19 protein-coding genes are annotated in these 26,614 nt (G+C 59.6%); 9 read left to right on the top strand and 10 right to left on the bottom strand.

All coding sequences use genetic code 11. The annotated features are described in order from the left end of the window. Positions 1 to 211 precede the first annotated feature (211 nt). Both ACIOMO_RS15530 and ACIOMO_RS15525 read left to right on the top strand, forming a co-directional pair. Positions 212 to 3,169 carry an autotransporter domain-containing protein gene (locus tag ACIOMO_RS15530; RefSeq protein ID WP_401241827.1) on the top strand — a complete coding sequence of 986 codons (2,958 nt, stop codon included), beginning with the start codon at positions 212 to 214 and terminating at the stop codon, positions 3,167 to 3,169. Between the two features lie 198 nt (positions 3,170 to 3,367). Continuing rightward, positions 3,368 to 5,824, top strand: coding sequence for an autotransporter domain-containing protein (locus tag ACIOMO_RS15525; protein ID WP_401241824.1), 2,457 nt, complete (start codon positions 3,368 to 3,370; stop codon positions 5,822 to 5,824). Between the two features lie 430 nt (positions 5,825 to 6,254). Here ACIOMO_RS15525 and oadA read toward each other — a convergent pair whose 3' ends face one another. Both oadA and ACIOMO_RS15515 read right to left on the bottom strand, forming a co-directional pair. Next, entirely contained in the window at positions 6,255 to 8,063 is a 1,809-nt protein-coding gene (gene oadA, locus ACIOMO_RS15520; RefSeq protein WP_159813191.1) for a sodium-extruding oxaloacetate decarboxylase subunit alpha, read from the bottom strand. 101 nt (positions 8,064 to 8,164) lie between these two features. Next, positions 8,165 to 9,580, bottom strand: coding sequence for an acetyl-CoA carboxylase biotin carboxylase subunit (locus tag ACIOMO_RS15515; protein WP_053125176.1), 1,416 nt, complete (start codon positions 9,578 to 9,580; stop codon positions 8,165 to 8,167). Positions 9,581 to 9,770: 190 nt separating this feature from the next. Here ACIOMO_RS15515 and ACIOMO_RS15510 point away from each other — a divergent pair, with 190 nt between their 5' ends. Beyond that, on the top strand, positions 9,771 to 10,733 hold the full coding sequence (locus tag ACIOMO_RS15510) for a LysR family transcriptional regulator (RefSeq protein WP_159813193.1): 963 nt from the start codon (positions 9,771 to 9,773) through the stop codon (positions 10,731 to 10,733). Here ACIOMO_RS15510 and ACIOMO_RS15505 read toward each other — a convergent pair. From ACIOMO_RS15505 to ACIOMO_RS15495, 3 genes are all read right to left on the bottom strand, one after another. Next, on the bottom strand, positions 10,675 to 10,878 hold the full coding sequence (locus tag ACIOMO_RS15505; RefSeq protein WP_077575111.1) for a PA3496 family putative envelope integrity protein: 204 nt from the start codon (positions 10,876 to 10,878) through the stop codon (positions 10,675 to 10,677). The genes ACIOMO_RS15510 and ACIOMO_RS15505 overlap by 59 nt on opposite strands. A 153-nt stretch (positions 10,879 to 11,031) precedes the next feature. Then, positions 11,032 to 11,898: a transcriptional regulator HexR gene (gene hexR / locus ACIOMO_RS15500; RefSeq protein WP_053125183.1), complete on the bottom strand. Its 867-nt coding sequence runs from the start codon at positions 11,896 to 11,898 to the stop codon at positions 11,032 to 11,034. 127 nt (positions 11,899 to 12,025) lie between these two features. Next, positions 12,026 to 14,896, bottom strand: a complete 2,871-nt coding sequence (locus ACIOMO_RS15495) for a putative bifunctional diguanylate cyclase/phosphodiesterase (protein ID WP_401241819.1) — start codon at positions 14,894 to 14,896, stop codon at positions 12,026 to 12,028. 257 nt (positions 14,897 to 15,153) lie between these two features. On the opposite strand from ACIOMO_RS15495, the gene uvrD reads away from it, so the two are divergent. From uvrD to ACIOMO_RS15480, 3 genes are all read left to right on the top strand, one after another. Next, the gene (uvrD, locus tag ACIOMO_RS15490; RefSeq protein ID WP_401241816.1) at positions 15,154 to 17,337 is read left to right on the top strand and encodes a DNA helicase II; all 2,184 of its coding nucleotides are present in this window, start codon (positions 15,154 to 15,156) and stop codon (positions 17,335 to 17,337) included. Between the two features lie 300 nt (positions 17,338 to 17,637). Continuing rightward, a complete protein-coding gene (locus ACIOMO_RS15485; RefSeq protein ID WP_401241813.1) occupies positions 17,638 to 18,513 on the top strand; it encodes a Tim44 domain-containing protein in 876 nt (291 codons plus the stop codon). A 139-nt stretch (positions 18,514 to 18,652) separates the two neighbouring features. Continuing rightward, positions 18,653 to 19,060 (top strand): SMI1/KNR4 family protein, encoded by a 408-nt coding sequence (locus tag ACIOMO_RS15480; protein WP_008078852.1) that lies wholly within the window; start codon positions 18,653 to 18,655, stop codon positions 19,058 to 19,060. Positions 19,061 to 19,081: 21 nt separating this feature from the next. Here ACIOMO_RS15480 and ACIOMO_RS15475 read toward each other — a convergent pair whose 3' ends face one another. After that, entirely contained in the window at positions 19,082 to 20,845 is a 1,764-nt protein-coding gene (locus ACIOMO_RS15475) for a cation:proton antiporter (RefSeq protein ID WP_053125192.1), read from the bottom strand. A 279-nt stretch (positions 20,846 to 21,124) separates the two neighbouring features. Between ACIOMO_RS15475 and ACIOMO_RS15470 the strand changes: the two genes are divergently transcribed. After that, on the top strand, positions 21,125 to 21,607 hold the full coding sequence (locus tag ACIOMO_RS15470) for an acyl-CoA thioesterase (RefSeq protein WP_003229693.1): 483 nt from the start codon (positions 21,125 to 21,127) through the stop codon (positions 21,605 to 21,607). 102 nt (positions 21,608 to 21,709) lie between these two features. Here ACIOMO_RS15470 and pdxY read toward each other — a convergent pair whose 3' ends face one another. After that, positions 21,710 to 22,582, bottom strand: a complete 873-nt coding sequence (gene pdxY, locus ACIOMO_RS15465; protein WP_401241811.1) for a pyridoxal kinase PdxY — start codon at positions 22,580 to 22,582, stop codon at positions 21,710 to 21,712. A gap of 117 nt (positions 22,583 to 22,699) precedes the next feature. On the opposite strand from pdxY, the gene ACIOMO_RS15460 reads away from it, so the two are divergent. Then, positions 22,700 to 23,113 carry a DUF3301 domain-containing protein gene (locus tag ACIOMO_RS15460; protein ID WP_159813311.1) on the top strand — a complete coding sequence of 138 codons (414 nt, stop codon included), beginning with the start codon at positions 22,700 to 22,702 and terminating at the stop codon, positions 23,111 to 23,113. Positions 23,114 to 23,199: 86 nt separating this feature from the next. On the opposite strand, the gene ACIOMO_RS15455 is transcribed toward ACIOMO_RS15460, so the two are convergent. Continuing rightward, the gene (locus ACIOMO_RS15455) at positions 23,200 to 24,165 is read right to left on the bottom strand and encodes a CobW family GTP-binding protein (RefSeq protein WP_401241809.1); all 966 of its coding nucleotides are present in this window, start codon (positions 24,163 to 24,165) and stop codon (positions 23,200 to 23,202) included. Positions 24,166 to 24,194: 29 nt separating this feature from the next. Here ACIOMO_RS15455 and ACIOMO_RS15450 point away from each other — a divergent pair, with 29 nt between their 5' ends. Continuing rightward, positions 24,195 to 24,551 carry an NADH:ubiquinone oxidoreductase gene (locus ACIOMO_RS15450; RefSeq protein ID WP_401241806.1) on the top strand — a complete coding sequence of 119 codons (357 nt, stop codon included), beginning with the start codon at positions 24,195 to 24,197 and terminating at the stop codon, positions 24,549 to 24,551. Here ACIOMO_RS15450 and ACIOMO_RS15445 read toward each other — a convergent pair. Together ACIOMO_RS15445 and zigA are read right to left on the bottom strand one after the other, a co-directional pair. Further along, positions 24,548 to 25,192, bottom strand: coding sequence for a DUF1826 domain-containing protein (locus ACIOMO_RS15445; RefSeq protein WP_401241803.1), 645 nt, complete (start codon positions 25,190 to 25,192; stop codon positions 24,548 to 24,550). The genes ACIOMO_RS15450 and ACIOMO_RS15445 overlap by 4 nt on opposite strands. Continuing rightward, positions 25,192 to 26,397: a zinc metallochaperone GTPase ZigA gene (gene zigA, locus ACIOMO_RS15440; protein ID WP_401241800.1), complete on the bottom strand. Its 1,206-nt coding sequence runs from the start codon at positions 26,395 to 26,397 to the stop codon at positions 25,192 to 25,194. The genes ACIOMO_RS15445 and zigA overlap by 1 nt, the downstream gene beginning before the upstream one ends. Positions 26,398 to 26,614 lie beyond the last annotated feature (217 nt).

Raw genomic sequence — 26,614 nt, 5'->3', positions numbered from 1 at the left:
TTGGAGTGAGTCTGATGAACTAATCAGCGCTCAATCTGCAATGTATTGCGATTCAAAGAGCAAAGGCGCTAAGAAAACTGCAACAAAATGCAGATATTACCCAGCTATTTCCGTAAAGCTGCAAAACAATGCAGATCAACCACCGACATCATTCTGTAAAAACCCTTCGCTATACAGGACGGCCCGCTTATAACAAAAAGGCCTTCCGCCCATGTCCTTCCCGCCGCAGCGTCTCTCTTTCGCCATCACCCTGCTGATTTCCGCCACGGCGGCCCACGGCAAAACCATTCAGATCGACACCGCCACCACCGCCGCGCAAACCTTGGGCGGGAATGACACGATGACGATCTCAGCGCCGGGCAGCATCACCAATAGCGGCAAGACCGTCAGCCTGAAAGACAAGACCAGCGGCACCGGTGTGGTGATCGATAACGCCGGCAAAATCATCTCCACCGGTGGCCGCGCGATTGATAGCAGCGGCGACGAAAGCAAGGCGCGCGACTACGCGATCTATAACCGCAGCGGCGGGCAGATTCTCGGTGCCAACGATGCTGTGCGCATCGACAGCAACTTCGTCAGCGGCAGCCTGTTGATCGACAACAGTGGCGTGATTCGCTCCAGCACCGGCCAAGGTCTGGATCTCGATGCGCTGCGCAGCGACGGGGTGAAAACCACCATCATCAATCGCGCGGGCGGGCTGATTCGTGGCGACGCCAGCGACGGCATGAAGACCGGCGCCAACGCCACGATCACTAACTACGGCGAGATTTCTACCGGCGACTCGCACAACGCCGACGAGAAGTTCGACGGCATCGATATCGACTCGGCTGGCGGCGTCAGCGTGACCAACTACGGGGTGATTTCCGGTGGTCGTCACGGCATCACCACCGATCTCGGCGCGACGTTGGTTAACTATGGACAGATCACCGGGCGCAACGGCTCCGGGTTCGGTTCCGACGGTGACGGCACGGTGATCAACCACGGCACCATCACTGGCGCTTACTCCGGGTTGCAAGCGAACGGTGACGGCGACGGCGTGGACATCGACAACATCGCCCACATCGAAAACTACGGCACCATTCAAGGCGTCGGCGCGGGCGGCGTGGACAAGGGTGGTTTCGCCAATGGCAGCGAAGGGATCGCGCTGGGCGGCGGCTATATTCTCAACGCAAAAAACGCACTGATCAGCGGCGCCGACAGCGCGATTCTGGTCGACGACGGCAGCGGCAATTCGGGGCTGGCAGCGACCACGCTGGAGAACTTCGGCACCATTCAGGGCCTCAACGGTTTCGGCGTGAAGTTCGTCGGCGAGTTCGATGACAACGTGGTCAACGGCGGCACCATCAGCGGCAGCAATGGCCTGGCGCTGGATCTCGGTGGAGGCAACGACAGCCTGACCTTGCGCAACGGCAGCCGCTTTGTCGGCGTGGTCGATGGCGGCAGCGGCTACGACCAAGTGGTGATGGACGACGCCGCGGGCGGCAGCTTCGGCGACAGTCGCAACTTCGAATGGCTGGAAGTGAAACAAGGCGCGTGGACGCTGACCGGCAACGGCGATTTCAGCGACGGTGGCGCGGTGCGCAATGGCGCGACGTTGATCAACCAGGGCAGCATCGCTGGCGACCTCACCGTCGATGCGGGCGGCGTGTATGCCGGCGGCGGTTCGGTGGGCAGTCTCGACGTCAACGGGACCTTGCGCACCGACACCAGCCTCGGTCGTGCAACCGTCGTGCATGATTTGAATATGGGCAGCGGCTCGACCCTCGCCTACGGCGTTAACGCCGACGGCAGCAGCGCCGCGGTGCAAGTCGGCGGCACCGCCAACCTTAACGGCGCGACGCTGGCGGTCAATCCTGGCCCCGGCACGTATCCTTGGCAGAGCCAATACACCGTGTTGCAGGCCGGGAAAATCAACGGCACCTTCGGCAGCGTCACCAGCGACTACGCGTTCCTCACGCCGACCCTCGCCTACACGCCGACGCAGGTTGATCTGAGTTACAACCGCAACGACGTGGCGTTCAACGAGTTCGCTACCACTGGCAATGGCCGCAACGCCGCCAACAGCATCGCTTCGATGGGCAGCAACAACGCGTTGTACAACGCGCTGCTCAACACCTCGCAAAGCACGGCGGGCGCCGCAATCGAACAACTCGCCGGTTCAAGCAACGCCAACCTGACCAGCGCCACCCTCGCCGCCAGCAATCAGGTCGGCAACAGCATGCTCTCGGCGATGCAACAAATCGGCGGCAGCCCGGGCCTGGCTGTCGGCCTCGATCAGCGCGATACACCGGTGCTGGCGGCGAACGGCGTGCCTTCCGAGGCGCGCAATCTGAATGACCCGAACGCCCGTGGCCGTCTGTGGCTGCAAGGCATCGGCGGCTACGGCAAGCTCGACGGCGAACATGGCAGCAGCGGTCTGGAACAACGCACCAAGGGCAGCGTGCTCGGCGCCGACTGGTCGATGACCCCGGCGTGGCGCGTGGGTGTGCTCGGCGGTTATTCGAAAACCGATCTCGACGCCAGCGGTGTCGACGGCAACGTCGAGAGCTGGCACGCCGGCGTTTATGCGCTGCATCAGAATGGCCCGATTTCAGTGCGTCTCGGCGCGGCGTACAGCGGCCATCAGGGGGACAGCAAACGCACCGTCGCCTTCAACGGTTTCAGCGATCGCCCGAAAGGCGATTACGACGCCGACAGTCAGCAAGCCTTCGCCGAACTCGGCTATGCGATGGGCAGCGGCCGTCTCAGCGCCGAACCCTTCGCCAGCCTCGGCTACCAGCGCTACCACCGCGATAGCTATCAGGAAAAGGGTGGTGCCGCCGCGCTGCAAGTCGACAGCGAAACCCAGGACAACTTCAGCAGCACCTTCGGCTTGCGTCTGGCCCACCTGAATACGTTGGATAACGGTATGAGCCTGACGCCGCGCATGACGGCTGGTTGGAAACATACCTATGGCGATGTGAGCAATTCGACGCGTCAGGCCTTCGTCACCGGTGGCACCGCGTTCAGTGTCGATGGCAGCTCGCTGGATCGTGACAGCCTGGTGCTGGAAGCGGGTCTGGATGTCGGCCTCTCGGCGCGGCATACGCTGGGTGTCGGTTACAGCGGCGAGATCGGCAGCAACAGCCGCAATCACGGGCTGATCGGGCAATGGCAGATGAGTTTCTGAGAGTGCCAGCGGGTTACATCCGTAAACATTGTAGGAAAACACGCCGGTATGGCTGGGTAAAACCGGCCGTTTCCTCAGCCTCGGCGATTTTCCACAGAGAAAACTGAAGGAAGCCGCAAGCCTGTGGGAAGCAGCTGACATCGGCCCCACAGGCCTTCAACTTAGAGTTTGGTCTCCAGTCAAAAGAGGCCTTACTTGATGCCCGTTCAACACTTTTACCAACCGAAAAAACTGGCGCTGGCCATCACCCTCGCGGTGAGCTGCGCTCAATTCACACAGGCCGAAGAAGTGCCTGCCAACGTGCCAACCCCTGGCGCGCTGACGGCGCTACTCGACACCTTCATCAACGATCCCGACACCCTTAAAACACCGATCGACAAGAAGGGTTATGCCGAGCCTTTTAGTGAGCGCGATGATCTGCTCATCGTCACCGGTAAAGGCAGCTTTGCAGGCCCGGTGGATGGCGCCGGCGGTGTGAATGTCCTGCAACTTGATGCGGCCAAGGGCTCGCTGGGTGATACGCGGAACTTCCATGGCCTTGAGGTCAAGCAAGGTGTCTGGACTCGAGTCAAAAATACGCCCTCGGACTTCACCGCAGGGGTTGTGGTGCGTCCTGAAGCTACCTTCACCAATGAAGGTGCGATTGCTGGACATGCCGTGGTCGAAGGCACGCTGATCAATAAAGGCGGGATCGAGGAAGGCGCTTTTGTCTCCGCTGGCGGCAACCTCAACAACCGGGGAATTATTGGCGGTGCAGTCCACGTTGATGAAAAGGGCCAATTCGCTGGTGGAGGTGCAACTGGCACATTGAATGTTCATGGAATGCTGAAGGTTAATCAGGCGCTCGGCGCACCTTCCGTGAATGGTGATTTGAACCTGAATTCCAGCGCAACGCTGGCTTACGAGGTCAAAGCGAAAGGCAACAGCAAGACCATCGATGTCGCTGGGACGGCCGATCTGGGTAATTCGACGTTGCAACTCACAACGGCGGGCGACTACCCGAAAAGCAGTCAGCACACGGTTCTGACAGCGGGAAAAGTCGTTGGGGAATTTGGCCGTATTGAAAACGATCTGGCGTTCATGACACCAACGCTGAAATACGACGAGAAACAGGTCGGGCTGACGTTTAGCCGAAATGCAGAGAAGGTTGAAAACGCCGCCTCATCGGAAAATGCTGGCGAAATTGGTAAACAAATCGATCAGATGCTTGATGCTTCCACCACTCCGGTCGCGCCGCCAGAAGTAGTGCCGGTGGTGGCTGAGACGACGGGAGCGCAGGTGGAAACGCCGGTGATCGACATCGCGACTTCGGAGTCTTCTGCTCCGGTGGTGGCGGCAGTTTCCGAAATGAGTACGGAGCCAGCGGACACTGCTGTTTCGGTTGTTCCTGTTGAGGCTGCCGCTTCAATCGGAACTGCCGTCTCCGCCGAGGTAGTTACTTCGGCGGTAACGGCTGAACCCGTTGATACTTCCCCGACAGCTGAAACACCTGTTGCCGTTGCGGTTACCGAGCCAGCTGAAAATGCAGCCCCTGTCCTGGCGTCCGCGTCGGCCGCGACTCAAGCTGTTCCTGCGGCGCCTGCAACGACTGCACCAACTGCAAGCGTCGTCCCGGCCAGTGTTTCTGCACCGATCGCACCTGCGAACCAAGCCCTCGTCGCCCTGCTCGGCAGTAACAGAAACACCGCTGCTTTGGCGCTCGATCAACTCGCCGCCGGCAGCAACGCCAACCTTGCCAAAGCCACACTGAGCGCCGTGTCACCGGTCAGCGACAGCATGCTGTCGGCCATGCGTCAGCTCGACACAGATGCAAGATCGGCTAAAGCAGGTGACGGCAATGGTCGAGTCTGGGTTCAGGCTTTGGGCAATGGCGGCAAAATCGATCGCGACGCCGACAGCACCCTGAAACACTCGACCCAAGGTCTCGTTGCAGGTGCTGACTGGCGTCTCGATGAGCAATGGCATGTCGGGATCATCGGTGGTAACTCGCAGACCAAACTCGATGCGCGCCATGCCGATGGCGATCTCGACAGCTGGCATGTCGGTGCCTACGCGGTGCGTCAGGACGGCCCGCTGGCGCTGCGCCTCGGCGCCACTTATGCCAGTCATGACGGCAGCAGCAAACGTCGGGTGGCGTTCAACGGTTTTAGCGATCGCCTCAAAGGCAGCTACGACGCGAGCACCCAGCAAGCCTTTGCCGAAATAGGTTACGACCTCGGCCAAGGCGATTTCACACTCGAGCCCTTCGCCAATCTCGGTTACCAGCGCTACCAGCGTGACAGTTACAGCGAAAAAGGTGGCGACGCGGCGTTGAAGGTTCACGGTCAGTCGCAGAAAAACCTGAGCAGCACCTTTGGCCTTCGCGTGGCAAAAACCAACAACCTCGACAACGGCATGCAACTGACGCCACGTCTGAGTGCGGGTTGGAAACATACCTACGGCGAACTCGACATGCACACGCGCCAGGAGTTGCTTAACGGTGGCATCGGTTTCGAAATCGCTGGGGCGCAACTGGATCGCAACAGTCTATCGCTGGATGCTGGCCTCGATCTGGCGCTGTCCGCCAGTCATACGCTGGGCATGGGCGTCACCGGCGACATCGCCTCCGACAGCCGCAACACTGGCGTGATGGGCCAATGGCGCATGGCGTTCTAACGATCTGATGGGCTGTTGTGGGAGCGGGCTTGCTCGCGAAGAGGGAGTCTCAGTCGATATTTGCTTCGAATGACACACCGCTTTCGCGAGCAAGCCCGCTCCCACAGGGTTCTGCGCCACCCGCAAATCCCCTGTAGGAGCTGCCGCAGGCTGCGATCTTTTGATCTTGGCTTGCTCGCGAAAAGGGAACGTCAGCCAGTATTTGCTTCGACTGACACACCGCTTTCGCGAGCAAGCCCGCTCCCACACGGTTCTGCGCCACCCGCAAATCCCCTGTAGGAGCTGCCGCAGGCTGCGATCTTTTGATCTTGCCCTTAAACAACAACATCAAAAGATCGCAGCCTGCGGCAGCTCCTACAGAGAAAAAAAGCAAAAAAAAGGGGAGCACATGCCCCCCCGAGGTTTAAAGCGTTGGATCGCGGCGGTTATCTCAGCCTTCGATCTCGATCAGGATTTCGCCCGGATTGACCCGATCACCCTTGGCCACATGAATCGCGGTGACCTTGCCGGCAATCGCTGCCTGGACCTCGGTTTCCATCTTCATCGCTTCGGTGATCAGCACAGCCTGGCCGGCCTTGACGGTGTCGCCTTCCTTGACCAGCACATCGACGATGTTGCCCGGCATGGTCGTGCTGACGTGGCCCGGTGCCGAAGCTTGCTTGCGCTTGCTGCTGCCACCGCCGACGAATTCGTTGAGCGGTTCGAACACCACTTCTTCCGGCATGCCGTCGATGGACAGGTAGAAGTGACGTTTGCCTTCGGCCTTCACACCGACACCGGTGATGTCGACGCGGTAGGTTTCGCCGTGGACGTCGATGACGAACTCGGTCGGTACGCCTTCGCCGCCCGCCTTGGTCACACCGCCCGCTTCAGGAATCGGCAGCAGCACTTCTGGCGTGAGGGTGCCGGCGGCACGCTCTTCGAGGAACTTGCGGCCGATGTCCGGGAACATGGCGAAGGTCAGCACGTCTTCTTCCGACTTGGCCAGTGCGCCGATGTCGGCACGCAGCTTGGTCATTTCCGGCTTGAGCAGATCGGCCGGACGCACGTCGATGACTTCTTCACTACCGATCGCCTGACGACGCAGCTTCTCGTTGACCACGCCCGGCGCCTTGCCGTAGCCGCCTTGCAAGTAGAGCTTCACTTCGTTGGTGATGGTCTTGTAGCGCTCGCCGGCCAGCACGTTGAAGAACGCTTGGGTGCCGACGATCTGCGAAGTCGGCGTCACCAGCGGCGGGAAACCGAGGTCTTCACGCACGCGCGGGATTTCCGCGAGCACTTCGCCCATGCGGTTGAGAGCGCCCTGCTCTTTCAACTGGTTGGCGAGGTTGGAGATCATCCCGCCCGGCACCTGGTTGACTTGCACGCGGGTGTCGACGGCGGTGAATTCGCTTTCAAACTGGTGGTACTTCTTGCGCACGGCGTAGAAGTACAGACCGATCTCTTGCAGCAGTTCGAGGTTCAGACCGGTATCGAATTCGGTGCCCTTGAGCGCAGCGACCATCGACTCGGTGCCCGGGTGGCTGGTGCCCGAAGCGAAGCTGGAGATCGCGGTGTCGATGTGGTCGGCGCCGTTTTCGATTGCCTTGAGCTGGCACATGGTCGCCAGACCGGCCGTGTCGTGCGAGTGGATGAACACCGGCAGCGACTGCTCGGCTTTCAGTGCGCGAACCAGTTCGCCAGTGGCGTACGGTGTCAGCAGACCGGCCATGTCCTTGATCGCCACCGAGTCGCAACCCATGGCTTCCATTTGCTTGGCCTGGGTGACGAACGCGTCGATGGTGTGCACCGGGCTGGTGGTGTAAGCGATGGTGCCTTGGGCATGTTTGCCGGCCGCTTTCACCGCTTCGATGGCCACGCGCAGGTTACGCACGTCGTTCATCGCGTCGAAGATGCGGAACACGTCGATGCCATTGACGGCAGCTTTGGCGACGAAGGCTTTGACCACGTCGTCGCTGTAGTGACGGTAGCCCAGCAGGTTCTGGCCACGCAGGAGCATTTGCAGACGCGTGTTAGGCAGCGCCGCGCGCAGTTGGCGCAGACGCTCCCACGGGTCTTCTTTCAGAAAACGTACGCAGGCGTCGAACGTCGCGCCGCCCCAGCACTCCAGCGACCAGTAGCCGACTTTGTCGAGCTTGTCGCAGATCGGCAGCATGTCTTCGGTGCGCATGCGGGTGGCGAGCAGCGATTGGTGAGCGTCGCGCAGGATGGTGTCGGTAACGAAGATCTTCTTAGTCATTGGTATCTCCTCATAGCGGCAAGCTTCAAGCTAAAAGCTGCAAGAAAAAGCCAATCTGCTTTTACTTGCCGCTTGCAGCTAAAAGCTCGCAGCTGTTTCATTCATAGGCCTGCGTGGGCGGCGATGGCGGCGGCGATGGCCAGGGCCAGCTCTTCGGGTTTGCGCTTGATCGAGTAGTTGGTCAGTTCAGGGTGGCTTTCAACGAAGCTGGTATTGAACTGGCCGCTACGGAATTCCGGGTTGCGCAGGATTTCCTGGTAGTACGCGGCGGTGGTCTTCACGCCTTGCAGACGCATGTCGTCCAGCGCACGCAGGCCACGATCCATCGCCTCTTCCCAGGTCAGTGCCCAGACCACCAGTTTCAGGCACATCGAGTCGTAGAACGGCGGAATGGTGTAGCCGGTGTAGATCGCTGTGTCGGTGCGCACGCCCGGGCCACCGGGGGCGTAGTAACGGGTGATCTTGCCGAAGCTCGGCAGAAAGTTGTTCTTCGGGTCTTCGGCGTTGATACGGAACTGCAACGCGAAACCACGGTGCTGAATGTCTTCCTGCTTCACCGACAGCGGCAGGCCGGAAGCGATGCGAATCTGTTCGCGGACGATGTCGATCCCGGTGATTTCTTCGGTGATGGTGTGTTCCACCTGCACCCGGGTGTTCATCTCCATGAAGTACACCTCGCCCTCGGCGAGCAGGAACTCTACGGTGCCGGCGTTCTCGTAACCCACTGCCTTGGCCGCACGCACCGACAGGTCGCCGATGTAGGCGCGCTGTTCCGGGGTCAGTTGCGGGCTCGGGGCGATTTCGATGAGCTTCTGGTTGCGACGCTGGATCGAGCAGTCACGCTCGAACAGGTGCACGACGTTGCCGAAGCTGTCGCCGAGGATCTGCGCTTCGATGTGCTTGGGATTGACGATGCATTTTTCCAGGAACACTTCGGCAGAACCGAACGCCTTGGTCGCTTCAGAAATCACCCGAGGGAAATTCTGTTCGAGTTCTTCGCGGCTGTTGCAGCGGCGGATACCACGGCCGCCACCACCGGAGGTGGCCTTGAGCATCACCGGGTAACCGATGCGGTCACCTTCGACCAAAGCTTCTTCGATGTCGGCGACGTTGCCTTCAGTGCCCGGCGTCACCGGTACGCCGGCCTTGATCATGCTGCGGCGCGCTTCGGTCTTGTCGCCCATGCGGCGAATGACCTCTGCCGACGGGCCAATGAACTTGATCCCGCGTTCGGCGCAGATATCAGCCAGTTCGGCGTTTTCCGAAAGGAAACCGTAGCCGGGATGCAGGGCATCGCAACCAGTTTCCACGGCGAGGTTCACCAGTTTGCGCGGGTTCAGGTAACCGGCCAGTGGCTCGGCACCGATGCTGTGGGCCTCGTCCGCACGCTTCACATGCAGCGCATGGCGGTCGGCGTCGGAAAAAATCGCTACCGAGCGAATGCCCATTTCGGCGCAGGCTCGCACGATTCGTACGGCAATCTCACCACGGTTGGCGATCAGGATCTTTGTTATCACTTGGAGGTTCCCTTGAGCCGGTGGCACCACGACCTGCTAGACCCAGGTCGACGCGTGACCAAATGTTTCAATTTAGTCGCAGATCCACACTAGCGCTCATAAGGGATTAACAAAAATGAATAATAATTGGGTTAGCCATAAGTAAAGACTTATAGTTAAAACATCTACCCGCGCGCCGAGCCCGAATAAAATGCGTAAGTCCTTGATGCGTATGACATTGCGTCAGCTGCAGATCTTCAACGAGGTGTGTGATTTACGCTCTTACAGCCGCGCCGCGGATGAAATGTCGCTCACCCAACCGGCGGTCAGCCTGCAAATAAAGCAGCTGGAAGAGCTGATCGGCCAGCCATTATTCGATTATGTCGGCAAAAAACTCTACATGACCGAAGCCGCTGAAGCCCTTCAGCGCGCCAGCCGGGATATTTTCGGGCGTCTGGAAAACCTCGATATGCAGCTGTCGGACATGCAGGGTTCGCTGCAGGGTCAGCTGAAACTGGCGGTGGAATCCAGCGCCAAATATTTCGTCCCGCACCTGTTTGCCGCGTTCAAACGCCAGCACCCGGAAGTGAATCTGCAACTGACCGTGGTCAACCGTGGCCAGGTCATTCGCAGGCTGTCGGACAACCGTGACGATCTGGTGATCATGTCGATGGTGCCGCAGGACATGGGCCTGGAATTTTTGCCATTCCTCAACAACCCGATTGTTGCCGTGGCGCGCCCGGATCACCCGTTGGCGCACATGGGCCCGTTGCGGTTACAGGATCTGGAACCCTACACGCTGCTGATCCGCGAGCCCGGCTCGGGTACGCGACTGGCGTGCGAAGAGTATTTCAAAGAGAAACGCGTGCACTTCACTCAGACTCAGGAAGTGGCGTCGGCCGAAGCACAGCGTGAATGTGTGCAAGCGGGTCTGGGCCTGGCGCTGTTGACGCGCCATGCCCTGAACCTGGAGCTGGCGACCGGCGGGCTCGTCGAGCTGCCGGTCGAGGAATTGCCGCTGTTCCGTAGCTGGTGCCTGGTGCAAGCGAAAGCCAAACGCTTGTCACCGGTGGCGCACGCCTTCCTGGCGTTTATCCGCAGCGAACGCGTGCAGATCAGCGCGCTGGTTGAGCGCTTCGACGGGAAGCTGCGGGTGCCGCCTGCCAGTGAGTGATATCGGGAAAGTCGCCGATTTCGGCTTGAAGCTGACGGAGTTCGAAGCGATCCTCGATAGCGCGGCGAAATTCCATGCGGCGCTGGTCTTCCTGCTGACGACGGGTTTTCGCGGCGCTGTTGCGTTCTTCGTAGGGCTGAGCCATTTCGAGTCTCCCAAGGCGATGACGGGAGTTTCACGATAGGCGGCGGGGATGACGGTTTGATGAAAGTTGCCGACTACAAAGCAAAAGATCGCAGCCTTCGGCAGCTCCTACATTGACCGTGTAGGGGCTGCCGAAGGCTGCGATCTTTTGATCTTAATCATCCAGAGCTTTGGCGGCTTTCGGAGAGAGGCGCAAACTACGCAGACTGCGCTTCACGCTCTTGAGGTGGTTAACCAGGCTCGGCCCACGCGCCATGGCCACGCCCATCGCCAACACATCAATCACCACCAGGTGCGCGATACGCGAGGTCAGCGGCGTATAGATCTCAGTGTCTTCATGCACATCGATCGCCAGATTCACCGTCGACAACTCGGCCAACGGCGTCTGGCTCGGGCACAAGGTAATCAACGAAGCGCCGCTCTCACGCACCAGATTAGCGGTGATCAGCAAATCCTTGGAGCGCCCGGACTGGGAAATACAGATCGCCACATCGGTCGGCTTCAACGTCACCGCCGACATCGCCTGCATGTGCGGATCGGAGTACGCCGCTGCGGTCAGCAATAAACGGAAGAACTTGTGCTGCGCATCCGCCGCGACCGCGCCCGACGCGCCAAAACCATAGAACTCGACGCGCTGCGCCTGCGACATCAGCGTCACCGCGCGCTGCAACTCAATCGGATCGAGCTTCTCGCGAACCTCCATCAACGTGTGCAACGTGGTGTCGAAAATCTTCAGGCTGTAATCGGCGACCGAGTCGTCTTCATGGATCGCGAACTGACCGAAGCTGGCACCGGCCGCAAGGCTCTGCGCTAACTTCAGTTTGAGATCCTGAAAACCGGAGCAGCCAATGGCGCGACAGAAGCGCACGATGGTCGGTTCACTGATGCCGACGTTGTGGGCCAGGTCGGCCATGGAACTGTGCATCACGGCCGCAGGGTCAAGCAGCACGTGGTCGGCGACCTTGAGCTCCGACTTGCGTAACAGGTGACGTGACTGGGCGATGTGTTGCAGCAGATTCAAGGGGCTGGACTCTTCTTATGGGCAAGGATGTAGCACGCTTGTAGTTATACTACATGAATTGGCTTTTTGCCTGCTCAATGCGTAACTCCATGTCCCCATATCAGGCGCGATGGGGTGCATGTAGCCCTTAAAGCGGTTTTTCCTGATTGCGCAAAAGCCCGGCCAGACCGGCAGCCTCCACCGGACGACTGATCAGATAGCCCTGCACCTCATCGCAACGTTCGGCGCGTAAAAATTCCAGCTGATCCTGCCGTTCAACGCCCTCCGCGACCACTTTAAGCGACAGCCCGTGAGCCATGGCGATGATCGCGCGGGTAATCGCCGCATCCTCACTGCCCTCGCCCAATCCGCGTATGAACGCCTGATCGATCTTCACGTAATCCACCGGAATACGCTTGAGATAACTCAGTGACGAATAGCCGGTGCCGAAGTCGTCGATCGCCAGTTTCACGCCCAGATCGCGCAGTTGCTGGAAGGTCGCGATGATGTGTTCGACGCTGTCGAGCAACTGGCTTTCGGTCAGTTCCAGTTCGAGGTAGTGCGGCGCCAGACCGGTTTCCTCCAGCACCTGACGCACCAGACTGACCAGTTTGCCCTGACGCAATTGATGCACCGAGAGGTTCACCGAAACGCGGATCGGCTCCAGCCCTTGTCGCTGCCATTCGCACGCCTGCCAGCAAGCCTGACGCAGGACGAATTCGCCGATCGGGCCGATCAATCCGGTTTCCTCGGCCAGCCCTATAAAATCCCCCGGCGGCACCCGGCCCATGGTCGGGTGATCCCAGCGCACCAGTGCTTCCGCCGCGTTCAAGCGCCCCGATTCGAGGCACAGCTTCGGCTGGTAAAACACTTTGAGCTGCTTGTCCTCGATGGCTTTGCGCAGCTGGTTTTCCAGCTGCAAACGCTCGAGGGTGCTGGCTTGCAGGCTCTCGGTGTAGAACTGGAAGTTGTTGCCGCCGAGGTGTTTGGCGTGTTGCATGGCCATATTCGATTGACTGACCAGCGCGGAAATTTCCCGCGCATTGTCCGGCAACATACTGATGCCCATCGAGGCGCTGACCACCAGTTCATGCCCTTCAACCGTCAGCGGCAAACGCAGCTTGGCCGACAATCGCGTAGCGACCCGCGCCAGACTCGACAGGTTGCCGTAAGCATCGAACAGCACCGCAAATTCATCGCCGGACAAACGCGCAATGGTGTCGGCCTCCGGCAACGCGTTGACCAGCCGCCGCGCCATCTTCTGCAACAACTGGTCAGCGACTTCATGGCCGAGACTGTCGTTGAGCAATTTGAAGCGATCCAGATTGATGTGCAGCAACGCCAGACTGCGTCGACCCTGACGTGAACGCTGATGCGCTTCGTGCAGACGTTCACGGAACAGCGAGCGATTGGCGAGCCCGGTGAGTTCGTCGTAATGGGTCAGGTAACGCATGCGCTCTTCGGATTCGCGTCGCGCAGAGAGATCGGCGAAGAAGCCGACGATATGGCTGACATTACCGCGACTGTCGCGCACAGAATTCAATTGCAGCCACTGCGGATACAGCTCGCCGTTCTTGCGCGTTTCGACCAACTCACCCTGCCAACTGCCGTGCTGCTCCAGTGCATGACGGATCGCCACGTAATGACGGCGCGCATCGCGGCTGCACGGCAGCTCGACGACGTTGCGCCCGAGCATGTCGTCGATGTCGTAACCGGTGACGCGACTGAACGCCTGATTGATCGCGATCAGCGCGTAGTTCGGATCGAGAATGACGATGCCTTCGCTGGCCGCTTCAAAAACCGTCGCCGCCAGGCGTTGCTGTTCTTCGAGGCTTTTGCTGACGCTGATGTCGCGGCGGGTGCCGACCATGCGGATTACGCGTCCGCTGTCACTGCGCTCCACCGCGCGGCCACGGTCTTCGATCCACACCCAATGACCGTCGCCATGACGCACGCGGTACTCAATCTGATAATCCTCGGTGCGGCCCTTTAAATGCTCGGTCAGCGCGAGTTTGAGGTTGGGCACGTCTTCGGGGTGCAATCGCGGTTTGAGATCGCGCAGCAAAGCCGTGACGTATTCCGGGGCGAGGCCGAACAGTTCCTGAATCTGCGTGTGATGGACTTCGTCGGTTTGCAGGTTCCAGTCCCACAATCCCAGCTCACTGGCTTTCAACGCCAGCGCCAGCCGCGCTTCGCTTTTGCTGAGGGCCTGATTGGCGGCGTCCAGTTCGCGGCTGCGTTGGGCAACACGATCTTCAAGGGCAACCTGGGCTTCGCGCAACTTGCCCTCGGCACAACGCCGGTGGTCGATCTCCTTGGCCAGTTCCTGATTGAGTTGCTCGCTACGGGATTGGGTCTGTTGCAGGTGTTCAATGAGGTGCTGATTCTGAAAGCGCCGCAGCAAGCCGCGATCGATCAGCCGATTGACCTGCCACGCCACCACACTCAGCGAGCCGAGCAAGATCAACCCGAGCCAGCCCCAACCGCGCGCCTGCTCGTCGCCGCCCCAAAACAGATAGCCGATCGCTGGCAACAGACACGGCAAGGTGAAGGACAAAAATGCGGGCAGACTCACCGCATACGCAACACTGGCCGACAACGTCGCGGCGCCAATCAGGCCGAACACCCAGGCTTGCTGCATGAAGTTATCGGCGGGCACCAGAGCGATGCCGGCGCCGGCCAGTGTCAGGCCGGTCATCGTTGAGCCGAGCAGGAACATTCGCCGCCAGATCGGCTGCGCCTGTCGATTGGGAATGGCGGAATCGAACGCGGCCACTTGAATCACCCGCAGCGCGACCAGCGACAGCAACCACACCAGCCAAATACTGACCACGAAGTAGCGCTGCGGGCTCCAGAGCAAACCGGCGCAGACCAGACCATTGATCAACATGAACAGCGTGGGCAATAAAGAACCCTGATACAGCAGGCGCGTGCGCTCGACCGCCATCTCGGTGGCGTAGTGCTTGCGGATAACCCGGGGTTCCACAGAGGGGCCCGACAGTTCGGAGCTGAGGGTCATGGGCAACGTTCTTGTTCTTATAAGGAGGGCGTGCGCCCGAAACGTGGACGGAGCATACACAAGCCGATCAACTTGCCAAACCACGCCAGATCATAATTTGCGCAAAACTTTTCCCCCCTCAGGCACCGTTGAAACCCGCAGAGCCAAGCGGGCCAACGGCTGTCGCCGGTGACCGACCGGTCGTCATTGGCAGCACTTTCATCGGCTAATGCAAAGCTCGGTTTGCCCGGGCCTGCGGCGCACCCTAGAATGCCCCGATGCGCGATGATCTCTCCCTTCTGCTGAACTCCCTCAACGATGCCCAACGCCAGGCCGTAGCAGCCCCCGTTGGCCGTCAGTTGGTCCTGGCCGGTGCTGGCTCCGGTAAAACCCGAGTGCTGGTGCACCGTATCGCCTGGTTGATCCAGGTCGAAAACGCCTCGCCCCACTCCATCCTGTCGGTGACCTTCACCAACAAGGCCGCTGCCGAGATGCGTCACCGCATCGAGCAGTTGCTGGGGATCAACCCGGCCGGCATGTGGGTCGGCACCTTCCACGGCCTCGCGCACCGCTTGTTGCGGGCGCACTGGCAGGAAGCGGGCTTGAGCCAGACGTTTCAGATTCTCGACAGCGACGACCAGCAACGGCTGGTCAAGCGGGTGATCCGCGAGCTGGGTCTCGACGAGCAACGCTGGCCGGCCCGTCAGGCGCAGTGGTTCATCAACGGCCAGAAAGACGAAGGTCTGCGGCCGCAACATATTCAGGCCAGCGGCGATTTGTACCTGGCGACCATGCGCAGCATTTACGAAGCCTACGAGGCGGCGTGCCTGCGCGCGGGTGTTATCGATTTCTCCGAACTGCTGCTGCGCGCCCTCGATTTGTGGCGCGATCACCCGGGCCTGTTGGCGCACTACCAAAAGCGCTTCCGCCATATTCTGGTGGACGAGTTCCAGGACACCAACGCCGTGCAGTACGCCTGGTTGCGCCTGCTCGGCAAGGGCGGCGACAGCCTGATGGTGGTCGGCGACGACGACCAGTCGATTTACGGCTGGCGCGGCGCGAAGATCGAGAACATTCATCAGTACTCGTCCGACTTCGCCGATTCGGTGACCATTCGTCTTGAGCAAAACTACCGCTCCACCGCCGGCATCCTCAAGGCTGCCAACGCCTTGATTGCCAACAACACCGGGCGCCTCGGCAAAGAGCTGTGGACGGACGGCGGCGATGGCGAGGCGATCAATCTGTACGCCGCGTTCAACGAACACGACGAAGCACGCTATGTTGTCGAAACCATCGAAAGCGCGCTGAAAACCGGCTTGGCCCGCAGCGATATCGCGATTCTCTATCGCTCCAACGCCCAATCGCGCGTTTTGGAAGAAGCCTTGCTGCGCGAGCGTATTCCGTATCGCATCTATGGCGGTCAGCGCTTCTTCGAGCGTGCGGAAATCAAGAACGCCATGGCGTACCTGCGTTTGCTCGAAGGTCGCGGTAACGACGCGGCGCTGGAACGGGTGATCAACGTTCCGGCCCGTGGCATCGGCGAGAAAACCGTCGAAGCCATCCGCGAGCACGCGCGCCACAGCGATGTGTCGATGTGGGAAGCCATGCGCCTGCTGGTCGCTAATAAAGGCCTGACCGGTCGTGCGGCGGGAGCTTTGGGCGCGTTTATCGAGCTGATCGAGAACCTCGCCGCCAAGTGCGCCGAGATGCCGCTGCACTTGATGACGCAAACCGTCATCGAGCAATCCGGCCTGATCGCTTATCACGAAGCGGAAAAAGGCGAGAAAGGCCAGGCTCGGGTAGAAAACCTTGAGGAATTGGTCAGCGCCGCGCGCAACTTCGAAAACAACGAAGAAGACGAAGAGCTGACGCCACTGGCGGCATTCCTCGGCCACGCTTCGCTGGAGGCCGGCGACACCCAGGCCGACGAGCACGAAGACAGCATTCAGCTGATGACACTGCACAGCGCCAAAGGCCTGGAATTTCCTTACGTGTTCCTCGTGGGCATGGAAGAAGGCCTGTTCCCGCACAAGATGAGCCTGGAAGAACCAGGGCGTCTTGAGGAAGAACGCCGTCTGGCTTACGTCGGCATCACCCGGGCGATGCAGAATCTGGTGATGACCTACGCGGAAACCCGACGCCTGTACGGCAGCGAAACCTACAACAAGGTCTCGCGTTTCGTACGCGAAGTGCCGAAGGGTCTGATTCAGGAAGTCCGTTTGTCGAACAGCGTCAGCCGACCGTTCGGCGGCAATCAGTCGATGAGTGGTAGCAACCTGTTCGCCGGCAGTGAAATTCCGGAAACCGGGTTGAGTCTGGGCCAGGCGGTACGCCATTCGATCTTTGGTGAGGGCGTGATCCTTAACTTCGAAGGCGCGGGTGCGCAGGCACGGGTGCAGGTGAACTTCAGCGAAGGCAGCAAGTGGCTGATGCTGGGTTACGCCAAGCTGGAAGCGATCTAAGCCCCATTTCGCTTTTTTGTAGGAGTGAGCCTGCTCGCGATATCGGTTGGTCATTCAATAGATTTGTTGACTGACACTCCGTCATCGCGAGCAGGCTCACTCCTACAGGGTTCGTGGCTCTGCGCTACAAATCACTCTGAACCAATCCCCTTTTCCTACAGCCAAAAGTACATCCGCTGATTGCCTCGCGAAGCTGAACGCAACCTGTCAGGCAAAAGCCCGAAACACTCTCTCGCTAGCCAGTAACACTTCAGCTGTGCAACATGGCGCGCGTGTCTCCACAAACGGGAAATCCCTTTTATGAAACGTTTTCTTAGCATCGCCATGGCGTTGTGCATCGGCCTGACGATGAGCCTCGACGCCAACGCCAAGCGCTTTGGTGGTGGCAAAAGCGCCGGCGCTGCGCCGTCGCACCAGACCAGCCAGATGGCTCCTTCTTCTCCAGGCATGGGCGGCGCTGCGGCGACCGCTGGTGCTGCCGGTGCCGCAGGCGCTGCGGCCAAGGCCGGCGGTGCTTCGAAATGGCTCGGCCCACTGGCCGGTATCGCTGCCGGTGGCCTGCTCGCTTCCATGTTCATGGGCGGCGGCTTCCAGGGCATGCAGATCTTCGACATCCTGATCATGGCCGTGATCGCGTTCGTGATCTTCCGCTTCATCGCCGCACGTCGACGCAAGCAGCAGGAGCACTTGGCTCCGGCCGGCGCGCCAATGCAGCGTGAAGTGTTCGAGCAGAAGCCTGCCGGCATGGGTTCGATCTTCGGTGGTTCGGCTGCACCTGCTGCCGTCCGTCCGGTGATCAACGCGCCAGCCTGGTTCAACGAGCAGAACTTCCTTGAAGCTGCACGCAGCCACTTCCAGTCGCTGCAGCAGCACTGGGACGCCAACGAAATGGACAAGATCGCCGAGTTCGTAACCCCGCAAATGCTTGAGTTCCTCAAGCGTGAGCGTGCGGATCTGGGCGACGCGTTCCAGTCGACCTACATCGACAACCTCCAGGTTCAACTGGATGGCGTGGATGACCGTGCCGACAAGACCATCGCCACCCTGACCTTCAACGGTGTGTCGAAGTCCTCGCGCTTCGATCAGGGCGAAGTGTTCAGCGAAAGCTGGAACATGGAACGTCCGCAGGGCGAGAACCAGCCTTGGCTGGTCGCCGGTATCCGCCAGAACGGCTGATCCCCTCGCGCGGTTCACTTGCTGTAATAAAAAACCCCAGCCTCGGCTGGGGTTTTCTATTTCGCGGTTGCATCTATAGCGAGCTACTGTATAAACCGGCCCATATAAACCGCGCCATTCAAGCAAGAGGATCCCGGACGTGGAAGAAATTATCGAACAACTGCGCGAAGCCAACGAACCCGTACCGGTTCCATTGGAGTTGCCTGACGAAGACCAACTGGTGGAAGTCGAAGAAGAACTCTTCATCAACATCCCGTTTGTTTTCAAAGAATTTTTGCTGACCGTCAGCGATGTGGTCTACGGCAGCCTGGAACCGGTAACCGTCACCGACCCGCAGTCGCACACCTATTTGCCGGATGTCGCGGCCAATGCGTGGGACATCGGCGTACCGCGTGACCTCATCCCGATCTGCCAGGACGGTGAGAACTACTACTGCGTCGAAGAAGACGGCACTGTGGTGCTGTGGTCGGGCGAAGAAGAGTTGATCACCGAAGAGTCCTGGGAGTCGGTATGGCACTGGGCGCGGGACGTCTGGCTGGAAAGCTGATCGGCCAGCCGCCCCGGCCGGTCAATGCCCCGACGACTCTTTGTGGTTGTCGAGGGTTTCCAGCAGCGCCACCTGCATCCGCGTGTGCACGCGGATGAACCAGCGCCAGAGCAGCGCCGCCACGGCGGCCGCGACCACGGCGATGAGCATCAGCAACTTGTTGGTCGGCAAAATACTGGCCGACAAGGCTGACAACAGCAGGAAAATCACCAGCAGCGAGAGAATCGGGATCACTTCGGCGATCACCCGGCGCACTCGCTGCGTGTGACGCCCGGCCATCTCGGGTTTCACGCCCATCTCCGCCAGCAGCATCGACAGCGCCTTGAGCTTGCGATACGCGGCGATCAAGAACGGCAACGACACCAGCAATGCCCCGCCCCAGATCAACGCCTTCTGCCAGCTAGGATCGGCGATCCAGTCCTGCAGCCAGGTCGAAAGACGTTCAGCAAAGAATGCGCCGGTAAAGAAGATCGCGATCACCAGAGCCAGATTGACCCCGACTTGCAGCAGGATCTTGCGAATAATCGACGCCAGCATCGCGCCCTCGCCTTGCGGCTGAATGCTGCGCAGCCATTCGCCATACATCCCCAGTACGCGCCCAAGACGCTTGGGCATCGCGCTCGACAGCTTGATCGACAGCGGATCCGCCGCGCGAATCAGGTACGGGGTCAGCAACGTGGTGATCACCGAAACGGCCACGGCCACTGGATAGAGGAAGTTGCTGGTGACCTGCAAGGTCATGCCCAGCGCGGCGATGATGAAGGAAAATTCGCCAATCTGTGACAGTCCCATGCCCACACGCAGTGAGGTGCGTCCGTCATTGCCAGCGATAAAAGCGCCAAGGCCGCAGGACAACATCTTGCCGAGCACCACGGCGACGGTAATGACCGCAATCGGCCACGCGTATTGCAGCAGGATCATCGGATCGAGCATCAGGCCGATGGCGACGAAGAAGATTGCGCTGAACAGGTCGCGAACCGGCTCGATCAGCCGCTCGATCTTCAGCAATTGCCGCGATTCAGCCATGATCGCGCCGATCAGGAATGCGCCGAGCACCATGCTGTATTCAAGTTTGACCACCAGCAGGCAGAAGCCGAAACACAGGCCTAGCACGGTGATAAGCAGCATTTCGTTGCTTTCGAATTTGGCCACATAAGCCAGCAGGCGCGGCACCAACAGAATGCCGATGACCAGCGCGACGATCATGAACAGCGAGAGCTTGCCGACCGTGGAGAACACTTCGCCGGAGCTGACCGTGCCGCTGACGGCGATACTGGATAGCAGCGCAATGATGCCAATGCCGAGGATGTCTTCGACGATCAGCACGCCGAAGATCAGCTGCGCAAAGCGCTCGTTCTTCATCTTCAGATCGTTGAGCGCCTTGACGATGATGGTGGTCGAGGAGATCGCCAGAATCGCGCCGAGGAATAGCGAATCCATGGTGTTCCAGTCGAACCAGCGGCCGATTTCGTAGCCGATCCAGATCATCAGGACGATTTCGAGGAACGCCGCAATAAACGCCGTCGCGCCGACCTTGAACAACTTGCGCAGGCTGAACTCCAGCCCGAGGCAGAACATCAGGAAAATCACCCCAAGCTCGGCGAGAGTCTTGATGGTTTCTTCGTCGTGGATCAGGCCGAACGGCGGCGTGTGCGGGCCAATGATGAAACCGGCGACGATGTAGCCGAGCACCACCGGTTGCTTGAAGCGGTGGAACAACACGGTCACCACACCCGCGACCAACATGATCACTGCCAGATCTTGAATAAAACTGATGGCATGCATGGCGTGGGCTCCTTGAAGGACGAGGCTCGCAGTCAGACGTCAGAAAAGTCTGAGCGAGCGAAGTAAAAATCCGCTTTTCGTGTGGGAATTGCCCTTGAGAGGGGCTTTTGCAGGTTAACACCGCGACTTGCGGCTGGAAGGCGGTGCAATATATGGAAACAGATCGATCCCGGCGTGACGGCGGCCCGTCGCCCGGCGTCCCGATAACGGTGCTTTTGAAAAGCGACCAGGCACCCGCAGAGGTGCTTCCAGAATTCAGCCTTGATCCGTGAGAACGTTATGGAACCCGGAAACGCCCAGCTGTCGATGACGGTACTGATGACCCCCGACATGGCCAACTTCTCTGGCAATGTCCACGGCGGCACCCTGCTCAAATACCTCGACGAAGTGGCCTACGCCTGCGCAAGCCGTTATGCCGGCCGTTACGTAGTGACGCTGTCGGTGGATCAGGTGATTTTCCGCGAGCCGATCCATGTCGGCGAACTGGTGACCTTCCTCGCTTCGGTCAACTACACCGGTAATACCTCGATGGAAGTCGGCATCAAAGTGGTGACCGAAAACATCCGCGAGCGCTCGGTGCGCCACACCAATAGCTGCTTTTTCACCATGGTCGCGGTCGATGACCAGCGCAAGCCGGCCGCCGTGCCGCCGCTGCAACCGCAGAACAGTGAAGACAAGCGTCGGTATATGCAGGCGCAGCAGCGTCGGCAGATTCGTCAGGAGCTGGAGAAGCGCTATCAGGAGATCAAGGGCGACGCCTGAGATCAAAAGCAAAAGATCGCAGCCTTCGGCAGCTCCTACAGGGTTTTGTATTCCCCTGTAGGAGCTGCCGCAGGCTGCGATCTTTTTTGAACGATAACGCGATTACAGACTGATCGCCGTCGCCTCAAACTTCACCCGCGGATGCGCAATCCGATCCTGCGCCCGCACCAGCTGCAGCTCGTAACTAGCGCACGCCTGGGTCTCCAGCAACACTTCATGCACCGCCGCCGCCGTGAATTCGAACGCTGCCACCAGGCTATCGCCCAACAGCACCCGCGCCAGAAACAGGCCGGACGTCAGATCGCCCACGCCCACCGGCTGACGCGGAAACGCCAGCAGCGGACGACGCAGATGCCAGCTGCCTTCAGCCGTCACCAGCAACATCTCGAAGCCATCCGCCGGTTTGCCCGGATAATCCAGATGTTTGACCAGCACCGCTTTCGGCCCACGCGCCAGCAACGCCCGCGCCATGGCCAGGCAATCAAACAGCGACTGCGGTTTACGCCCGGAAAAGCTGTCCAGCTCCAACTGGTTCGGGCACATGATGTCGGCCACGGCCGCCGCTTCTTCCAACAGGAAGTCGCTGACTTCGGTCGGCACGCTGCAACCCTTCTCCGGATGGCCCATCACTGGATCACATAGATAGAGGGCTTTCGGATTGACCGCTTTGATCCGCTCGACACCGCTGAGAATCGCCCGGCCCTGCGCCGCGCTGCCGAGATAACCGGACAGCACCGCATCGCAGTTGCCCAACTCGCCAATCGCGGCAATGCCTTCGACCAGCTCGGGAATCTGCTGCGGCGCCAGCACTTCACCCGTCCACTGGCCATACTGAGTGTGGTTGGAAAACTGCACCGTGTTCAGCGGCCAGACGTTGACGCCGACCCGCTGCATCGGAAAAACCGCAGCGCTGTTGCCGGCGTGGCCGAACACCACGTGGGACTGAATGGCGAGCAGATGAGGCGTACGTTTCATTCGGGGCATTCCGTAAAACGATTGAAATTCAAGCCGCGCAGTATGCGACGAAACGCAGCCTGTACGACAGACCGGCGACGCAGTTAAGCTGACGCTATCTTTTGGAGTTTGATGTTGATGCTGACCCTCGAAAACATCTTCGTGCTGATGCTGTTCGCCGTGGCCGGCGCGTGGCTGTGGCACAACCACGGCTTGCGCGAGCGCGCGCTGGCGCGGGTCAAACAGCATTGCATCAACGTCGGCGTCGAGCTGCTGGACGGTAACGTCGCGCTGAAAAAGATCGGTTTGATCAAGGACGCCAACGGTCGCCGACGGCTGGCGCGGGTCTACAACTTCGAATTCACCGTGACTGGCGAATCCCGGCATAACGGCACGATTACCCAGTTTGGTGCGCACAGTGCGCAGATCGAGCTGGCGCCCTACCCGGCACCGTTCGACGATACGCCGCCGGTGGTTGAGGTGCAGCGGCCGCGGGCGGAAGTTATCGAGCTGAGCCAGTGGCGGCAGGAACATACCAAGTGGAAACCCTAAAGATCAAAAGATCGCAGCCTTCGGCAGCTCCTACATGGGATTTATGTATACCCTGTAGGAGCTGCCGAAGGCTGCGATCTTTTGATCTAACCCTCCCGACACCCCGATAACCCCCGCTGCAACACCTCAACATCCAGCACCTCACCGAAGATCAACTCGATCCGCGAATCCCTCCGCCACTCACTGACCTGCCAATTCAACTCGGCATTATCCAAAGCATTCGCAGACGCCCAGCCCTCCGCGCTGTGGATAACCAGTTTCGCCCGCTGCCAATTGAGGCTGGCCAGCCACTCAGCAATGCGCTGCTTGTCGAATATCTGCCCCGGATGCCAACGCCAGCCAATGCTCCAGCCTCCCTCCTGCGCCTGACTCAGGCAAATCGGCAGCGTCGGATCGCTCCAGACGGCCGGCATCTGCCCTAATCCCTTGGGTACGACCAAGTTATCCACACCGCTGACCGCTTGTGCAGCCAGGCCCGGCAATTCGCTGAGCGATAGTTGCGCCTGTTGCGTCCAGATCAGCGGGACTGCCGGCAACTCGCTGGCGATTCTTGCCCGGGCCATTTCGCCCAAGTTTTCAGCCTTGTTCAACAGCAACAGGCCTGCGCTTTCCAACGCTTCCCGCTGCGCCGCCGGCAACGCTTTCCCCGCCTCAAGCGCCTGAGCATCCAGCACCAACACACACGGCTGCACCGCCAACACACCCAGCCATGGCGCCTCATTCAATTGCTTGAGCAACTGCGCCGGGTGCCCCAGTCCAGACGGTTCGATAAACAATCGATCGGGTTTGGCCTTACGCAACAAACGCCCGAGGCCGATCTGAAACGGCGCGCCATTGACGCAACACAAGCAGCCCCCGGCCACTTCGCCCAGTGCGATACCATCGGTGTGGCTGGTCAGCAGCGCGGCGTCGAGGCCGATCTGGCCGAATTCATTGATCAGCACTGCCCAACGCTCGCCCTCTGGCCGCTGGGCCATGAGCTGGCGAATCAGGCTGGTCTTGCCGGCGCCCAAAGGGCCAGCAATGACATGGGTAGGAATGTTCTGCAACATGGCCGGGAGTTTTCTTGGGAGATTCGAAGATGCGTTGGATGGGATGGTCGTTGCTGTTGGCGCTGCTGTCGAGCGAAGCGTGGGCTCAGGCCTGCGTGGTGCACAGTCAGGGCGAGCGGCTCGACGTCAAAGTCTGTCAGCAGAACCGCAACATTCCGCAGAAACTGTTCAACGATGGCTTCTGCCAACCGACGCTGGCCGGGCAGAAAGTCGACGTGCAGTACGTCGATCAGTGCCCGAGCGGTGCCTTCGGTGTGTGCAGCAACGCGCAAGTCGCCAATATGCCTTATCGCCAGGACATCCACTATTACGGCGTCGCCACCGATGCCGCATATTTAAAGCCGTATTGCGAAGGCCAGAGCCAAGGGTCGTGGCTCAAGCCTTAACCGAGCCAGTCGAGGGTCAGTATCAAACGACGCTCGCCGGCGGCCGGTTGCGGTGAGCGATGGATGAGACCGAAGCCTTCATTGCCGTGCCATTTCTCGCCTTTCAATAGCGCGACGTCGCCGCTGTTGAGTTGCTGGATTTGCGCTTGGGGTTCGGCGTTGGCCTGGCCCAGTTGCTGGCGATCCATCGTGCCTTCCTTGAGCCATTGGCTGCCGACGCCGGCGTAGGTGGTGATCAGTCGCACCGGCACGTGATCGACATGAAATCGCGGGCACATGGCTTTATCGAGCACCCGCAGGCGCAGGCCGATGCGCTTGGCGCCCAGCAAACAGGCGAAGGCGCTGACCAGCCATTTCAGGTCAGCGATAAAGCCTTCGTAACCTTCCAGATCACGGAAGCCTGAGGCCAACCCGGTCAGGTCAGGCTCGGCGTCCTCTTTCGGCAACTCCAGGCACAGTGATTCCGCCAACGGTTCGTTGAGCGATAGCAGTAACTGAGCGAAATCGCTGATGTGCAACGGCAATTGCCGCTGCCACACGGCGAGGTTGGTGTCGTCCTGGAGGATTTTCGTCAGCGTTTCAGGTGTCGATCCTTGATGCTGATAGCGCGTACGGTTTTGCATGAGTTTGAGGGCGAGCATCAGGCGGCCTCTTCATGCCAAGGGCCGAACGGATCCGGCAGCAATCGCCAGCCTTCTACACCGAGGGCCATCTCTTCATCGGTGAGCAGGCAGTCGTCCAATTCGTCGGAGAGCTGTAGGAAATCGATGTTCTGACCGATGAAAACCAGTTCCTGGCGGCAGTCTCCTACGCTCGGTATCCAGTTTTCCATGATCGCGACGGTGCTTTCCTGATCCTGTGGCCACTGGTTTTTCGCTACGAAACGCCACCAGCGCCCGGCAAAACCGTGGCGCATCAAGCCGCCGGCCTGCGACCAGCTACCGGCGTCTGTGGGTTTGCTCGCCAGCCAGAAGAATCCTTTGGAGCGCAGCAATTTGCCGTTCAGCCACGGACGATCGATGAAATTGAAGAAGCGCTCAGGGTGAAAGGGTCTGCGCGCGCGATAGGCTGTGGAAGCGATGCCGTATTCATCGGTTTCCGGAACGTGCTCACCGCGTAATTCCCGCAGCCAGCCCGGTGCTTGCGCGGCTCGGTCGAAATCGAAGCGGCCAGTGTTGAGTATCTTCTCCAACGGCACTTCGCCCATCACCATCGGAATGATCTCGGCTTGAGCGTTGAGGCGTTTGAGGATGGCGATCAATTCCTCACGCTCGGGCTGGCTGATCAGGTCGATCTTGCTGATCAACAGCACGTCGGCGAACTCGATCTGTTCGATCAACAGGTCGGTGATCGAGCGCTCGTCTTCCTCGCCAAGAATTTCGCCACGGGAGGCGAGGCTTTCTGCCGCCTGGTAGTCCGGCAGGAAATTCACACCGTCGACTACAGTGACCATGGTGTCGAGACGCGCGATGTCGGAGAGGCTTTGCCCGTGTTCATCGCGGAAGGTGAAGGTTTCAGCGACCGGTAACGGCTCGGAGATACCGGTGGATTCGATCAGCAAATAATCGAAGCGCCCTTCCCGGGCGAGTTTGCTGACTTCTTCGAGCAAGTCTTCGCGTAACGTACAGCAGATACAGCCGTTGCTCATTTCGACTATTTTTTCTTCTGCGCGGTTTAAGCTGACATCACGCTGGACTTCGCTGCCATCAATGTTGATCTCGCTCATATCGTTGACGATGACTGCGACGCGAAGGCCCTTTCGATTACGTAGTACGTAATTCAAAAGTGTACTTTTTCCGGCGCCCAAAAATCCTGAAAGTACGGTGACGGGCAATTCGGCTGACATTGGATAATCCTCATAGGAAGGTAGCCGATTGACGCTTTTACTAGCGCTTGGCGTTTTTGAGGCTTCATACGAGGGTTTCGTTGAAGCTAAACGCTTGAAATCGGCCTGCTCAGGCTCAGTTATTATTTATGTTATAGTATAACAACATGAATAAACCAGCCCTGCTCTTGTCCTGAGCGATAAACAGCAGGAAGCTGAGCCCATCCCACACGCGGAA

The organism is Pseudomonas sp. NPDC087804, assembly GCF_044742965.1.
Taxonomy (GTDB): Bacteria; Pseudomonadota; Gammaproteobacteria; order Pseudomonadales; family Pseudomonadaceae; genus Aquipseudomonas; species Aquipseudomonas rustica.
This window is presented reverse-complemented; position numbering and strand designations above follow the sequence as displayed.

Excerpts from the sequence above, each read along its gene's own strand:
- ACIOMO_RS15530 (WP_401241827.1), top strand. The coding sequence starts at position 212 with ATGTCCTTCCCGCCGCAGCGTCTCTCTTTCGCCATCACCCTGCTGATT.
- ACIOMO_RS15525 (WP_401241824.1), top strand. The coding sequence starts at position 3,368 with ATGCCCGTTCAACACTTTTACCAACCGAAAAAACTGGCGCTGGCCATC.
- oadA (WP_159813191.1), bottom strand. The coding sequence starts at position 8,063 with ATGACTAAGAAGATCTTCGTTACCGACACCATCCTGCGCGACGCTCAC.
- ACIOMO_RS15510 (WP_159813193.1), top strand. The coding sequence starts at position 9,771 with ATGCGTAAGTCCTTGATGCGTATGACATTGCGTCAGCTGCAGATCTTC.
- ACIOMO_RS15505 (WP_077575111.1), bottom strand. The coding sequence starts at position 10,878 with ATGGCTCAGCCCTACGAAGAACGCAACAGCGCCGCGAAAACCCGTCGT.
- ACIOMO_RS15495 (WP_401241819.1), bottom strand. The coding sequence starts at position 14,896 with ATGACCCTCAGCTCCGAACTGTCGGGCCCCTCTGTGGAACCCCGGGTT.
- uvrD (WP_401241816.1), top strand. The coding sequence starts at position 15,154 with ATGCGCGATGATCTCTCCCTTCTGCTGAACTCCCTCAACGATGCCCAA.
- ACIOMO_RS15485 (WP_401241813.1), top strand. The coding sequence starts at position 17,638 with ATGAAACGTTTTCTTAGCATCGCCATGGCGTTGTGCATCGGCCTGACG.
- ACIOMO_RS15475 (WP_053125192.1), bottom strand. The coding sequence starts at position 20,845 with ATGCATGCCATCAGTTTTATTCAAGATCTGGCAGTGATCATGTTGGTC.
- ACIOMO_RS15470 (WP_003229693.1), top strand. The coding sequence starts at position 21,125 with ATGGAACCCGGAAACGCCCAGCTGTCGATGACGGTACTGATGACCCCC.
- pdxY (WP_401241811.1), bottom strand. The coding sequence starts at position 22,582 with ATGAAACGTACGCCTCATCTGCTCGCCATTCAGTCCCACGTGGTGTTC.
- ACIOMO_RS15460 (WP_159813311.1), top strand. The coding sequence starts at position 22,700 with ATGCTGACCCTCGAAAACATCTTCGTGCTGATGCTGTTCGCCGTGGCC.
- ACIOMO_RS15455 (WP_401241809.1), bottom strand. The coding sequence starts at position 24,165 with ATGTTGCAGAACATTCCTACCCATGTCATTGCTGGCCCTTTGGGCGCC.
- ACIOMO_RS15450 (WP_401241806.1), top strand. The coding sequence starts at position 24,195 with ATGCGTTGGATGGGATGGTCGTTGCTGTTGGCGCTGCTGTCGAGCGAA.
- ACIOMO_RS15445 (WP_401241803.1), bottom strand. The coding sequence starts at position 25,192 with ATGCTCGCCCTCAAACTCATGCAAAACCGTACGCGCTATCAGCATCAA.
- zigA (WP_401241800.1), bottom strand. The coding sequence starts at position 26,397 with ATGTCAGCCGAATTGCCCGTCACCGTACTTTCAGGATTTTTGGGCGCC.